Annotated in this window: 11 protein-coding genes; 8 read left to right on the forward strand and 3 right to left on the reverse strand. The window is 39.0% G+C overall.

Annotation, left to right across the window (positions count from 1 at the left end; genetic code table 11):
- Positions 1–187: 187 nt before the first annotated feature.
- From EA772_RS00580 to EA772_RS00595, 4 genes are all read left to right on the forward strand, one after another.
- Complete coding sequence (locus tag EA772_RS00580; RefSeq protein ID WP_010601176.1) at positions 188–3,100, forward strand: TonB-dependent receptor; 2,913 nt, start codon at positions 188–190, stop codon at positions 3,098–3,100.
- Positions 3,101–3,111: 11 nt separating this feature from the next.
- Positions 3,112–4,536, forward strand: coding sequence for a RagB/SusD family nutrient uptake outer membrane protein (locus EA772_RS00585; RefSeq protein WP_124910780.1), 1,425 nt, complete (start codon positions 3,112–3,114; stop codon positions 4,534–4,536).
- Positions 4,537–4,716: 180 nt separating this feature from the next.
- Positions 4,717–6,159, forward strand: a complete 1,443-nt coding sequence (locus EA772_RS00590) for a glycoside hydrolase family 30 beta sandwich domain-containing protein (protein ID WP_124910781.1) — start codon at positions 4,717–4,719, stop codon at positions 6,157–6,159.
- Positions 6,160–6,269: 110 nt separating this feature from the next.
- Positions 6,270–6,740, forward strand: a complete 471-nt coding sequence (locus EA772_RS00595; protein WP_124910782.1) for a hypothetical protein — start codon at positions 6,270–6,272, stop codon at positions 6,738–6,740.
- 56 nt (positions 6,741–6,796) lie between these two features.
- On the opposite strand, the gene EA772_RS00600 is transcribed toward EA772_RS00595, so the two are convergent.
- From EA772_RS00600 to panB, 3 genes are all read right to left on the reverse strand, one after another.
- The gene (locus EA772_RS00600; RefSeq protein WP_124910783.1) at positions 6,797–7,222 is read right to left on the reverse strand and encodes a hypothetical protein; all 426 of its coding nucleotides are present in this window, start codon (positions 7,220–7,222) and stop codon (positions 6,797–6,799) included.
- A gap of 158 nt (positions 7,223–7,380) precedes the next feature.
- On the reverse strand, positions 7,381–8,067 hold the full coding sequence (locus EA772_RS00605; protein ID WP_010601181.1) for an RluA family pseudouridine synthase: 687 nt from the start codon (positions 8,065–8,067) through the stop codon (positions 7,381–7,383).
- A gap of 115 nt (positions 8,068–8,182) precedes the next feature.
- Positions 8,183–8,998 carry a 3-methyl-2-oxobutanoate hydroxymethyltransferase gene (gene panB, locus EA772_RS00610; protein ID WP_010601182.1) on the reverse strand — a complete coding sequence of 272 codons (816 nt, stop codon included), beginning with the start codon at positions 8,996–8,998 and terminating at the stop codon, positions 8,183–8,185.
- Between the two features lie 277 nt (positions 8,999–9,275).
- Here panB and carA point away from each other — a divergent pair, with 277 nt between their 5' ends.
- The 4 genes from carA to EA772_RS00630 all read left to right on the forward strand — a co-directional run bounded on the left by carA (position 9,276) and on the right by EA772_RS00630 (position 13,312).
- Positions 9,276–10,388, forward strand: coding sequence for a glutamine-hydrolyzing carbamoyl-phosphate synthase small subunit (gene carA, locus EA772_RS00615; RefSeq protein ID WP_124910784.1), 1,113 nt, complete (start codon positions 9,276–9,278; stop codon positions 10,386–10,388).
- Between the two features lie 193 nt (positions 10,389–10,581).
- Entirely contained in the window at positions 10,582–11,346 is a 765-nt protein-coding gene (locus tag EA772_RS00620) for an ABC transporter ATP-binding protein (RefSeq protein WP_116170748.1), read from the forward strand.
- An 82-nt stretch (positions 11,347–11,428) separates the two neighbouring features.
- On the forward strand, positions 11,429–12,538 hold the full coding sequence (locus tag EA772_RS00625) for an ABC transporter permease (protein ID WP_124910785.1): 1,110 nt from the start codon (positions 11,429–11,431) through the stop codon (positions 12,536–12,538).
- An 87-nt stretch (positions 12,539–12,625) separates the two neighbouring features.
- Positions 12,626–13,312, forward strand: a complete 687-nt coding sequence (locus EA772_RS00630) for a hypothetical protein (protein ID WP_124910786.1) — start codon at positions 12,626–12,628, stop codon at positions 13,310–13,312.
- The last annotated feature ends 3 nt before the right edge of the window (positions 13,313–13,315 follow it).

A 13,315-nucleotide genomic window follows, 5' to 3' on the forward strand; every position in this document is an offset into this window, starting at 1 on the left:
GCAATACTTAAACGCTGATAATCAATGCTAAAACTGCATTTAAAGGCACGGTACTTAAGCGTATCAAAATCATCACAAAAACCTATATATCAATAACTTACATTAAAATTAACATACGAAAAACTTGTATTTAACATAGAACTAGTGCTAACTTTACCAGGTATAACAATTAACAAGAGCAAAAATTATGAGAAAAAAGTTTACATTGCTTATGGTATGTATTCTATGCGGTATCTCTTTGAGTATGGCGCAGAATATTACCATAAAGGGTCAAGTGAAAGATCAGAAAGGTCTGCCTTTGCCTGGAGTTTCTGTAAAAGTAAAAGGAACTAACCAAGGAGCATCAACTGCCGATAACGGTAGCTTCAGCATCACGGCTCCACAGAATGCAACTTTGGAGTTTTCATTCATCGGTTTCAAAGCTGTTGAAGAAGCAGTGAATAATCGAACAACCATTAATGTAATCCTATCTGATGACAATCAGCAACTGAATGAAGTTGTGGTAATTGGTTATGGAACAACCGTGAAGAAAGACTTAACAACAGCGGTAGTTTCGGTGTCATCTAAAGATTTGGAAAACCAGCCGATCACCAATCCGTTACAAGCCATTCAAGGTCGTGCTGCAGGTGTTCAGGTAAGTTCTCAATCAGGTAAACCAGGAGCCGGTATTTCGATCAGTATTCGGGGTAATACATCTATCACCGCGTCTAATAGTCCATTATATGTAATTGATGGGGTAACTTCTAGAGATGCAAGTTTTGTTAATGCAAATGACATCGAATCGATGACAATATTGAAAGACGCATCTGCAGCAGCAATCTATGGTTCCAGCGGTGCCAATGGTGTTGTTTTAATCACCACCAAGAAAGGTTCCTCAGGAAAATTAAAAGTTGCGTTTAACGCTTTTACAGGTTTTTCTAATTTTTGGCAAGAGCAAGAAGTTCTAAACAGCGAGCAATATGTAGGCTTAATGAGAGAACTGGGATATACTTCTTTTGGCGGCACTTACAATACAGATTGGCAGAAAGAAACTTTCGGAACCGGAAAGCAAAACCAGTATCAGGTTTCCCTTTCTGGTGGAACCAAAAGCGGTCAGTACTATTTCTCAACTGGTTATCAGCAAGATCAAGGTGTTGTTGCGCCAGCCAAGTTAGATCGTTTAACGGCTAACTTCAATGCCACGCAAAACATCACCCCATGGTTAAAATTAACAGGAAATGCGGTTTTAACATCCAGCACATCGATAGATGTTGGTGATAACAGCAGTGTTTCTCGTGGTGGTGTGATTTTAGGTGCATTAACCACACCTCCAACAATTGGTATTTTCGAGCCTAATGGACAATATACCACCATTCCAAACGCAGGTGGCTGGGATAATCCATTGGCTTTGGCTTATGGTTCTGATAACAGAAACAGAAACTTCAAATTCATTGGAGCTTTTGGCGCACAATTAAATTTCACTAAAGATTTATATTTAAAGTCAACCATCAGTACGAATAACAACAGAAATTTCTATCGTTACTTTACCGATAACTTTTTAACCACTTATGGCCGCCAGGAAAGAGGCGTTGTTCGTGATAACACTACCAGAGAAGGTGTTTGGTTAAACGAGAACATCTTGAACTACACTAAAAATGTTGGTAAGAATGCTTTCACAGCAACAGGCGGTTATACTATTCAATCATCAGACTGGAAGTATAACAACAATGAATCTACTCGTTTTTATGACGCAGCGGGTAATCCAACCGCACCATCTGTAGCATTAACGATTCCCCAACAAGCACAATGGAGCAAGCAATCATACCTTGCCCGTGTAACCTATGCATACGATAGTAAATATTTATTCAGCTCGAACTTTAGAGCGGATGGTTCCTCAAGATTTGCAAAAGAAAACCGTTTCGGTTATTTCCCTTCAGTTTCTGCCGGATGGAGAATTTCCGGAGAGAATTTCATGAAAGAAAGCAAAACTATTGATGATTTAAAAATTCGTGGTAGCTGGGGTAAAGTGGGTAATGATGAAGGTATCGGAGATTATGCTTACCTAAAACTTTATAGTGTGAATGCACAAGGCGAATACAATCTTCAAAATCCGGCTAATAACGCCTTAACCTGGGAGAAAACAACACAAACCAATGTGGGTGTTGATTTAACCATGTTTAAAAGCAGGATTACTTTTAGCGCAGATGCTTACCTGAAGAAAACCAACGACCTATTGATTAATGTTCAGTTACCTCCATCATCAGGTTTTGGTAGCCAGGCTTATAACGTTGGTGCAATGGAAAACAAAGGATTAGAGTTCACCTTATCTACAAAGAACTTTGATCATGAAAAATTCAAATGGACCACTGATTTGAACTTCTCATTAAATAGAAATAAGGTTACTGATTTGGGCTCTACCACCCAATCGTTGGATTTTGCAGGAATTTATGAGCGTGATGCAGCAGTAAGAGTAGTTACAGGCATGCCATTAGGCAGTTTTTATGGTTATGTTTTCACAGGCGTAAATCCTGCAACCGGTGCAGCGCAATATGCTGATACGAATGGCAATGGCGTAACCGGATCTGCTGATCCTGGAGATAGAACTTTTATCGGCTCTGCTCAACCAAAATTCATCTACGGGATGACGAACAATTTAACGTACGGAAACTGGAATCTGAATATTTTCTTCCAGGGTGTTCAAGGCAGTCAGTTGTTTAATGCCACAAGAATTGATTTAGAAGGCATGTTTGATTCTAAAAACCAATCTACTGCAGTATTAGACAGATGGACAACTCCAGGTCAAATCACCAATATTCCAAAAGCATTAAGAAGCAGCTCTGAAAACTCACTGACCTCAAGTCGTTTTGTTGAAGATGCCTCTTACCTGCGTTTAAAAACAGCTACATTATCATACAGCTTTGGACAATCGGTATTGGAAAAATTAAGAATGAGCAAAATTACTTTGTTTGCCACAGGCTATAACCTGTTAACTTTCACCAAATACTCTGGTTTAGATCCAGAGGTGAATGTGAGTTCTGCAAACGGCCCAAATATGGGTGTTGATTTTGGAACTTATCCTCAATCGAGAAGTATATTATTCGGTGTTAATGTTGGATTTTAAGAAATAAGAAAATGAAACTAAAAATATATTCATTAGTAGCGGCTGCAGCATTAACCATTACGATGCAAAGTGGCTGTAAAAAAGATTTCCTTGATAAACAGCCCTTCAACCAGGTTACTGGCGATGTGGCGTTTACCACAGCTGCAGGAGCAGAAAAACTAATTTCAGGTGCTTATGGTGGCATGTACAATGATTACCACATTTGGGATTACATGATTAATGGCGACGTAACTGCCGACAATGCTTATGCAGGTGGCGATAACCCAGCCAACATCCAGATTGATTTATTTACGACCAATTCTACCAACGGTAATGTTGGTCGTGATTGGAGTGGCTTATATTCGAACATCAAAAATGCCAATGAGGTATTAGAAAATGTTCCAAACATTCAGGATCCTGCTTTAGATGCCAATGGAAGAAGAAATCAAATTTTGGGTGAAGCTTCAACACTTCGTGCTTACTTCTATTTCCATTTAGTTAGGTTATGGGGTGGTGTTCCATTGGTACTAAAATCGCCAACTACTTTAGAGGAAATGCAGAAATCACGTTCATCTGTTGATGAAGTTTATGCGCAAATCATCAAAGATTTAGAATATGCTTTACCACTTGTTAGATCTTCGGCGCCTAATAAAGGCATCATTACAAAAGGAATTGTAAACGCATTGCTGGCAAAAGTATATGCTTCAAAACCCACTCCAGATTGGACTAAAGTACAGCAATATGCAGATGCAACCATCAATGGCGGTTATTCACTAATTAGCTCTTTCGATCAACTTTTTGATGGCGCTCACAAAAACAACAGCGAATCGATCTGGGAAATGCAGTACGATGGCTGGGGTGGCCCTTCCGGTCGTGGGAACTGGATGACTGGGGTGATCGTGGGTACAGGATGGAAACGTTTTTGTACGCCTACCAATGATTTAGTAGCTGCTTTTGATGCAGAAGGCGATGTGATTCGTAAAAATTCGAGCATTAGCTTTAGAAACGTTGTTACCGAAGGCTGGTCTGATGATTATTGGCCAAAATCAAATTATCCGTTCATCAACAAATATCGTAATGATGACTTAGCCAATTCCTACATTATTCGTTTGGCTGATATCAAGTTATTGAAAGCCGAAGCATTAAACGAATTGAGTGCTTCAGGCTGGTCGGCTGCTGCTCCAATTGTAAACGAAATTCGCGGACGAGTTAATTTAGGTGTTACTCCTGCTGCCAATCAGGCTGCAATGCGTTTGGCTATTGAAAAAGAACGCCGGTTGGAATTGGCATTCGAAGGTCAGCGTTGGTTTGATTTATTAAGAACGAACAGGGCGATTACGGTGATGAACGCACAAAAAAATGGTAGTGGTGCAAACCTAAACTATAATGTTACCGCTGCGAAATTGCTCTTCCCAATCCCTCAGGCGGAGTGGGACAGGAATCCAAATATCCGATAATATTCCATTTCAAGGGCGAGTCATTCGCCTTTGAAATTCATACCAGCATATACTTATGCTGTCTCAAAGCGATTGGGCTTTGGCACATGATTTTTAATCACACACATTAAATCTTTAAGGGTGGGAGTTTTTTTAAAGACTCCTTCCCTTTTAATCATCTCATTACTAAACTTAAGGCTAATGAAACCAATATTTAATATATGCCTGGTTGCTAGTATGCTTTTTGCATCCTGCGCTTGTAAAAAAAATGCATCGATTGCCAATCAAGACACAAAGACCGGCACTGATCCAGTAAAAACTGATGTGGGCTTCTGGCTTACGAAAGGTGATCAGTCACAACTGTTAAGCAAGCAAAACACAGCGTTAAATTTTAGCGAAACCACAAATGCAAACCCTACTATCGAAGTTGATCAAAGCACTACGTTTCAAGAAATTGATGGCTTCGGCTATACACTCACCGGTGGTAGTGCAAGTTTAATTAACGCTCTACCTGCTACAGAAAAAGATAAATTATTGCGTGAACTTTTTGCAGTTGCAGATGATGCAATCTCGGTAAACTACATCAGAATTAGCATTGGCGGCTCTGATTTAAGTGCATATCCCTTTACCTATAACGACCTGGCAGATGGAGAAACAGACGAATCGTTATCAAAATTTACTATCGCTAAGGAGCAAACAGATTTGATTCCAATTCTGAAAAAAATTGTTGCTATAAATCCTAAAATTAAAATTTTGGGTTCGCCATGGACGGCACCAACCTGGATGAAAAGCAACAAGAGCTTTATTGGAGGTAGCTTGAAGCCTGAGTATTATCAAACTTATGCCAAATATCTGGTTAAATATATCCAGGCGATGAAAGCCGAAAGTATTGTAATTGATGCAATTACGCCTCAAAACGAGCCTTTACATCCTGGTAACAACCCTAGCATGTATATGTCGGCAGAAGATCAGGCTAGTTTTATCAAAACAGCGTTAGGGCCGATATTCAAAAGCAATGGCATCGCTACAAAAATTATCATCTACGATCATAACGCGGATAAACCTGAATATCCAATTTCGGTTTTGAACGATGCTGAAGCAAAAAAATATATTGATGGCTCTGCATTTCATTTATATGCTGGTCCAATTTCAGCCCTCACCCAGGTACATAATGCGCACCCTGATAAAAATGTTTATTTCACTGAACAATGGGTTGGCGGACCGAGCAACTTTGGCGAAGATTTGAAATGGCATGTATCGACATTAATTATTGGCGCTACACGTAACTGGAGCAAAAATGTTCTAGAATGGAATCTGGCCGCAGATCCGAATTACAATCCTCATACAGATAAAGGTGGTTGTACCTCTTGTTTGGGCGCCATTACCATTGCACCGGCAATCACCCGGAATGTTGCTTATTATGTTATTGCTCATGCATCTAAATTTGTTCCGACAGGTTCTATACGAATTGCTTCAAACATCACAAGCAACTTGCAAAACGTAGCATTCAAAACTCCCGAAGGCAAAAAGGTATTAATCGTTTGCAACAACAACGGCAGCGAAACAAGTTTTAACATTAAATATGACGGGAAAACGGTTTCAACAAAACTTGAAAAAGGTGCTGTTGCTACTTATGTGTGGTAAAAACTTTGTTTAATTGTTAGGCGGCCTCGCGAAAGCGGGGCTTTCTTATTTCTAATCATTGATAATTTTGGCAGGCACTTTGTATAGAGATAAGAAAGTCAATCCTAAACATGATGAAAAAGATAAGCCCATTTTTTGCCATAGTGCTCGCATTATTTGCCGCGTGTCAATCGAAAACAAGTCAGTCGAATTCAGATGATCCTACTGCCTTGAATACGACCGATTCAGCTGCCAAGGCTCCGCAGTGTTACCAATCGATAAACAATAGAGATACTGCGGCTCTTACTCTAAATATTGATAATGAAAAAGTAACAGGTTCCTTAAGCTATAATATTTTTGAAAAAGATAAAAATACTGGCGTTATTGCGGGAATTGTAAAAGGCGATACCATTATTGCAGATTACACTTTCCAATCAGAAGGTACAACATCTATCCGGCAGGTTGCCTGGTTAAAACAGGATAATCAACTTATAGAAGGTTTTGGTGATGTAGCTGAAGTCAATGGTAAAACTCAGTTTAAAGATGTAAAAAAGCTAAGCTTTGGTAAATCGATGATCTTTCAGCCAATCGATTGCAAATAAAAAAAGGGCTTGCGACATTCATCGCAAGCCCAACCCTCTACACTACACTAATCTGATTATTTTAATTCAACTGCTTGTTGCGCTGCAGCGGCCCAGTCATTGCTTAATTTAGTTAAATAATCAGAATACTTCTGAACTTCTTCCGCCTTCAGTTTGCTGCTCCATGCTGCTGCATTTTCGGCCCAGGTAGTATATCTTGATGTCAAGGCTTCAACCTGAGTTTTATTTTGACTTTTAAGGGCTGCGATATACGCCTCTTTTAATTGAGCATATTCCGCCAATCCCTTATTTACATCTTCATTGGAAAACGTTGGCTTATCAGACTTTACAGTTTCAGTTTTTGTTGCTGTTGTTTTTAGAGTGGTGTCACCTTTAACACTGGTTGAATCTGTAGTTGGTTCTGTCTTTTTTGTGTTATCGCAAGATGTGAGCATTGCTGCAACCAAGGTTGCTGCAGCAAATGATAAAAATGCTTTTTTCATACTATTTTAGTTTGTTGTTCACTTGACATGTTTAAAGATGATGCCAAAACGATAAAAGCCCATTACGTTAATGTAATGGGCTTCTTGAGAATATTCTATAAAATAATTTCGGGGAAATGCAGTTGTTCAATCGGGGAAAAAATACCCGGTTTTGATTTTTACATGTGCTCAAATCGTTCCCAAAAACCATCTACCGGAAGTTTTGCGAAGATGTTTACGGGTTCTTTTTTAACAGGGTGCAGAAACTGTAATCTTCTGGCATGCAAACAAATACTTCCTTTTCTGCTTCCACGTGGGTAACCATATTTATTATCACCTACAATCGGGCAATTCATTGATGAAAGCTGCACACGAATTTGGTGCGATCTGCCGGTAATCGGATCAACTTCCAGCAGGTAATAGCCATCAAGATGTCCAATTAAGCGATAGGAAAGTTCTGCCCGCTGGCTGTTGGCCACTTCCGATTTATAGTAAGTGACCACATTTTTTTGCGGATTTTTAATCAGCCAATGAATCAAAGTCGCCGCTTCTTTTTCCGGCTTGTTTCTTACCACTGCCCAGTAAGTTTTCTTAACCTCCCGATTTTTAAATGCAGCATTCATTCTTTCAAGCGCCTTGCTTGTTTTTGCAAAAAGAATAACGCCACTCACCGGTCGGTCTAAACGATGGACAACACCCAGAAATGCGCCATTTGGTTTGTTATACTTTTTCGCAATGTATTTTTTTACCTGTTCATCCAGGGGTTCATCGCCAGTTTCATCAACCTGCACAATATCTCCGGCTCTCTTGTTAACTGCAATGAGATGGTTATCTTCAAAAAGTATGTCTTTTTCTGTAATTGGCATATAACCCCTCCGCCCCTAAAGGGGAACTTGAATTTCTATCGTCTATATTTAAAAGTATAATATATTAACCTTCCTTTTCCAACTTGATTGGAACCCCTTTGTCAGAGATTGGGGGTTAATACTGCTCTTTATCGTTAGGGAAATCATTGTTTTTCACATCCTGAATATACGATTGTGCAGCACCTAAAATATCCTCGTAAAGGTTAAGGTACTGACGTAAAAAGCGTGGTTTAAAGCCCTTCGTTAAGCCAATCATGTCATTCACAACCAATACCTGTCCATCGCAATGAGGTCCTGCACCAATACCAATAGTTGGAATACTTAAGCTCTCTGAAACCTCTTTGCCTAATGCTGCCGGAATTTTCTCTAATACAATCCCAAAACAACCTGCGGCTTGTAAAGCCAGAACATCAGTTTTTAATTTATTAGCTTCTTCCTCTTCTTTCGCACGAACAGTATATGTGCCAAATTTATAGATAGATTGTGGTGTTAAGCCCAGATGGCCCATTACAGGAATACCAGCTGTAATAATTCGCTGAACAGATTCAATGATCTCTTCCCCGCCCTCTAATTTTACACCATGCGCACCAGATTCTTTCATAATTCTGATTGCAGAGTTTAAGGCTTCTTTGGAATTGCCCTGGTAAGAGCCGAATGGTAAGTCAACTACTACAAAAGCACGTTTTACAGCCCTAATTACTGATGCTGCATGATAAATCATCTGATCAAGTGTGATGGGTAAGGTAGTTTCGTGTCCTGCCATTACATTCGATGCAGAATCGCCAACCAATAATACATCCAATCCGGCATCATCCAAAATGGTTGCCATGGAATAATCGTAGGCGGTTAACATTGATATTTTTTCACCACGATGCTTCATTTCCTGCAAGGTATGCGTAGTGATTCTTTTTATTTCTTTATGTACCGACATGGTTTTCGTTTTGTTGCCCCAAAAGTATCGTTTTTTCTTTAAAAAGGCATAAAGCGAAAGCTTTAAGGTTTAGAGGTAATCAACCTTACACCATAATCCTTTTAACTCAAACCTATTTCAAATTTTTCTTTACATTCCCAATCTTAAGCGCTATCTTTGTACCCCGAAATGGAAGGGATTTATTCACGTTTTTTTGCATCCAGCAAAAACGGCATTACTGCCGCAAGCCATCCTTTTTTCAACTCTTTTTTAAATCAAAATCCATATTGTAATTACCATGACTAACTACACCAAGTTACCTGCGATTTTATTACTGGCCGATGGCACTGTTTTTTACGGCAAAGCTGCCGGAAAAATTGGCACCACTACTGGCGAAATTTGTTTTAATACCGGGATGACAGGTTACCAGGAAATTTTTACCGACCCAAGTTATTTTGGGCAAATAATGGTTACCACTAATTCGCACATCGGGAATTACGGTATTCAAAGAGAAGAAATCGAATCTGATTCAATTAAAATTGCTGGTTTAGTTTGTAAAAATTACAACATCGTTTATAGCCGTAAGCAAGCTACAGAATCTATTCAGGATTATTTCCAGAACGATAACCTGGTTGCTATTTCTGACATCGATACCCGTGCATTGGTTCGCCACATTAGAGACAAAGGTGCAATGAACGCTATCATTTCTTCAGAAATTACTGACCTAAATGAATTGAAACAAAAACTTGCAGAGGTACCTTCAATGGAGGGCCTGGAGCTTTCATCAAAAGTAAGCACAACCGAACCGTATTTTTATGGCAATCCGGAAGCAAGTTTAAAAGTTGCTGCGTTAGATTTGGGCATCAAGAAAAATATTCTTCGCAGTTTCGAAAACCGCGACATTTATGTTCAGGTTTTCCCGGCGAAAACAAAATTTGCCGAAATGGAAAAATTCAGTCCTGATGGCTATTTCATTTCAAATGGCCCTGGCGATCCTTCGGTAATGCCTTATGCTGTAGAAACCATCAAAGAAATTTTAGCAGAAGATAAACCATTGTTTGGCATCTGTTTAGGGCACCAATTATTGGCAGAAGCTAATGGAATTGGTACCATGAAAATGTTTAATGGCCACCGCGGCTTAAACCACCCGGTAAAAAATGTAATCAAAAATCATTGCGAAGTAACTTCTCAAAACCATGGTTTTGGTGTTGTTCCTGATGAAGTTAGAAATTCAGATAAAGTGGAAATTACCCACGTAAACCTAAATGATAAATCAATTGAGGGTATCCGTGTGAAAGGTAAAAAAGCATTCTCAGTACAATACCACCCTGAATCTTCTCCAGGCCCTCATGATTCTCGTTATTTATTTGATGATTTCGTGAATGTGATGAAAGGCGAATTGGTTTGGTAATCAAACCGAACAACGAAAACTTAAAATCAATTAAGTAATAAAAAATCTGCGAATCTGAGCACAACATAGCTTTAGATTCGCAGATTTTGTTTTTAATTCAATTTCACACTTTAAAAACATCATTTTACCGACATTTTAGCCATTTGTAACTAAATTCATTTTCTATTCATCTAAAGCTCCTTACCTTCGTAACATGGAAGCAAAAAATGCCATTATCAGCGTTAAAGAACTGGTAAAAAAATATGATGATTTTGTAGCTGTTCAAGGGTTAAGCTTTGATGTTTACGAAAACGAAATTTTCGGCTTACTGGGACCAAATGGTGCCGGAAAAACAACAACGCTTGAAATCATTGAAACGCTAAGGGCGAAAACTTCGGGTGAAATTATTGTTGACGGCTTTTCTGTCGACAAGAACCCTCAGGATATTAAGCAAATTATCGGCGTGCAACTTCAAGCGGCAGGTTATTATCCAAATCTAAATCTGGTAGAGCTCATCGAACTTTTTGCTGGCTTGTATGGCGCCAAAATTAAGCCAATGGAGATGCTGGAAAAAGTAAATCTTCAGGATAAAGCGAAAGCTAAATATAAAGCGCTTTCTGGCGGGCAAAAGCAACGTTTCTCCATTGCAACCACGCTAATCAATCAACCTAAAATTATTTTCCTTGATGAACCCACTACAGGTTTGGATCCTCAGGCCAGAAGAAATTTATGGGATTTGATTATTGCCATCAGGGATGCAGGTACCACGGTGGTGATTACCACACATTATATGGATGAGGCAGAGCAACTTTGTGATCGTGTTGCTTTTGTTGAACGAGGACAAATTATCGCTTTAGATACGCCAGATAATCTGATTGATCAGCTGGTAAACAGCGGCTTTGAACGCAAAAAGGAGGTGAAAAAGGCCAACTTGGAAGATGTTTTCATTAACCTTACAGGTAAAGAGTGGCGAGAATAACGCCGCCGCCCCCTGAAGGGGGAGTTACAGGCAAGATGGATAAGCACAAATAAAAAGACAGTTACAAATTTATACTTGATATATGAACGATGGAAATTCAAGTTCCCCTCTAGGAGCTGGGGGTTACAGCAATACAACAGCAACATTAGCATTAGCAAAGGCGAGCTTCCGCTCGATCATGCGAAGTCCATCGGCAGTGGTTTTTACGCTTGCTTTCCCTTTAATATTTATTTTGGTATTTGGCTTTTTAGGAGGCGGAGGCACGCGTATTGATGTTGGTGTAAAACCAGGATCAGACATAAACAATCCTGTTATCGCCATGCTAAGCAAAACAGGTATGATCAGGCTGGTGATGGATAAATCGCAGGCTGATTTCGACAAACTGCTTGAAAAAGGTAATGTTGATGCGATGATTGATGTTCACAAAAAAGTGAATTCAGTTGCTTATTCGGTTAATGTAGTTTACACTTCAGCATCAAGAGATAAGGGCGGAATTTTAAAATCGGTGCTTAACAATGTTTTTTATGATAAAACACTAAAACCAACAGTTGCCGAAATTAAAGAAAGCACAATAACCGGTCGTGAATATAAAACCATTGATTTTATCTTACCTGGTCAACTGGGCTTTTCACTGTTAAGCACAGGTGTTTTCGGTACAGCATTCGTATTTTTAAGTTTACGCCAAACCCTGGTAATTAAACGTTTTTTTGCAACTCCGGTAAAGAGATCAAGTATTGTAATTGGCGAAGCGATTGCCAGAATTGGTTTTGCATTAATTGGCGCTTTGTTTATTATCTTAATTGGTCACTTCTTTTTCGGATTTACACTTGTTCACGGGGCGTTAACAGTCCTTAATATGCTCATATTGGGCACTATGGGAATTATTGTATTTATGGGCTTTGGGTTTATCATTTCAGGAATAGCAAAAACTGAAAGTATGGTACCTCCTATTTCTAACATTGTAACTTTGCCGCAGTTCTTACTTTCCGGAACATTCTTTTCCATTGAAGCTTTTCCAAGTTGGCTACAACCAATTAGCAGGGCTTTACCATTAACCTACCTAAATGATGCCATGCGTAAAGTTGCTTTTGAAGGGTCAGGTTTGTGGGATGTAAAATTTCAAATTATGATTTTATTGATTTGGGGAATTGTTATTTATGCTGTTGCTGTTAAGGTATTCAAATGGGAATAAAATAATCCGAGAAGATAACTTTGATGCAGTTAACCTTTTTTAACTTTTAGACACTGCTTAATAAAGTATTTTTGGCAAAATCACTTTATGAAAAACCTGCTTATCCTTGCCTTGCTGTTTTCATCTTTTAAAGCCGCGGCTCAGTTTAAATTTTTAGCCAACAATTGCTCTAACCAGTACAAAGCCAAAATATTTGTTGCCGACTGCGATAACGGATTGTGCGGAGGAATGTCGACCATAATTTTATACGACAAGATTTCAGACAAAGAACTCGAAACATTTCACTCTGCAGACCTGGATTTTAGCTTAACTGATAAACAGGATGCACGAATAGGCTGGTTGGAATTGGGAAAATATCAAAGTCCGCTCATATTTGGAGATTTTAATTTTGATGGAAAAGAAGATATGGCCATCAGAAATGGAAGCAATGGAGCATATATGAGTCCTTCTTACGATATTTATCTGTCTGTAGGTAACAACAAATTTCTGGCAAACAAAGAATTAACGACACTTGCTAGCGAAAACCTGGGAATGTTTGAATTTGATCAGAAAACGAAATGGTTAACTATAGAGCAAAAAGATGGCTGCTGCTACCACAAAACGATCAATTACAGCATTGATGTTAGAAACAAAATAACAGAAGTTTCCTCTGTTATCGAAGATTCAAGTGTTGGTAATGTTGTTACCGTAATTACTCAAAAGAAGGTTGGCGCAAGAATGATCAAGACCGTTCAGCGTTTCAAAACAGAAGAGTACTATAAAAATGACCAGTAAGCT

Origin of the sequence: Pedobacter sp. G11 (genome assembly GCF_003860265.1) — a bacterium.
Taxonomy (GTDB): Bacteria; Bacteroidota; Bacteroidia; order Sphingobacteriales; family Sphingobacteriaceae; genus Pedobacter; species Pedobacter agri.

What these genes read in the sequence shown, in the direction of transcription:
- EA772_RS00580 (WP_010601176.1), top strand. Translation starts at nt 188, where the DNA reads ATGAGAAAAAAGTTTACATTGCTTATGGTATGTATTCTATGCGGTATC.
- EA772_RS00585 (WP_124910780.1), top strand. Translation starts at nt 3,112, where the DNA reads ATGAAACTAAAAATATATTCATTAGTAGCGGCTGCAGCATTAACCATT.
- EA772_RS00590 (WP_124910781.1), top strand. Translation starts at nt 4,717, where the DNA reads ATGAAACCAATATTTAATATATGCCTGGTTGCTAGTATGCTTTTTGCA.
- EA772_RS00595 (WP_124910782.1), top strand. Translation starts at nt 6,270, where the DNA reads ATGATGAAAAAGATAAGCCCATTTTTTGCCATAGTGCTCGCATTATTT.
- EA772_RS00600 (WP_124910783.1), bottom strand. Translation starts at nt 7,222, where the DNA reads ATGAAAAAAGCATTTTTATCATTTGCTGCAGCAACCTTGGTTGCAGCA.
- EA772_RS00605 (WP_010601181.1), bottom strand. Translation starts at nt 8,067, where the DNA reads ATGCCAATTACAGAAAAAGACATACTTTTTGAAGATAACCATCTCATT.
- panB (WP_010601182.1), bottom strand. Translation starts at nt 8,998, where the DNA reads ATGTCGGTACATAAAGAAATAAAAAGAATCACTACGCATACCTTGCAG.
- carA (WP_124910784.1), top strand. Translation starts at nt 9,276, where the DNA reads ATGACTAACTACACCAAGTTACCTGCGATTTTATTACTGGCCGATGGC.
- EA772_RS00620 (WP_116170748.1), top strand. Translation starts at nt 10,582, where the DNA reads ATGGAAGCAAAAAATGCCATTATCAGCGTTAAAGAACTGGTAAAAAAA.
- EA772_RS00625 (WP_124910785.1), top strand. Translation starts at nt 11,429, where the DNA reads ATGAACGATGGAAATTCAAGTTCCCCTCTAGGAGCTGGGGGTTACAGC.
- EA772_RS00630 (WP_124910786.1), top strand. Translation starts at nt 12,626, where the DNA reads ATGAAAAACCTGCTTATCCTTGCCTTGCTGTTTTCATCTTTTAAAGCC.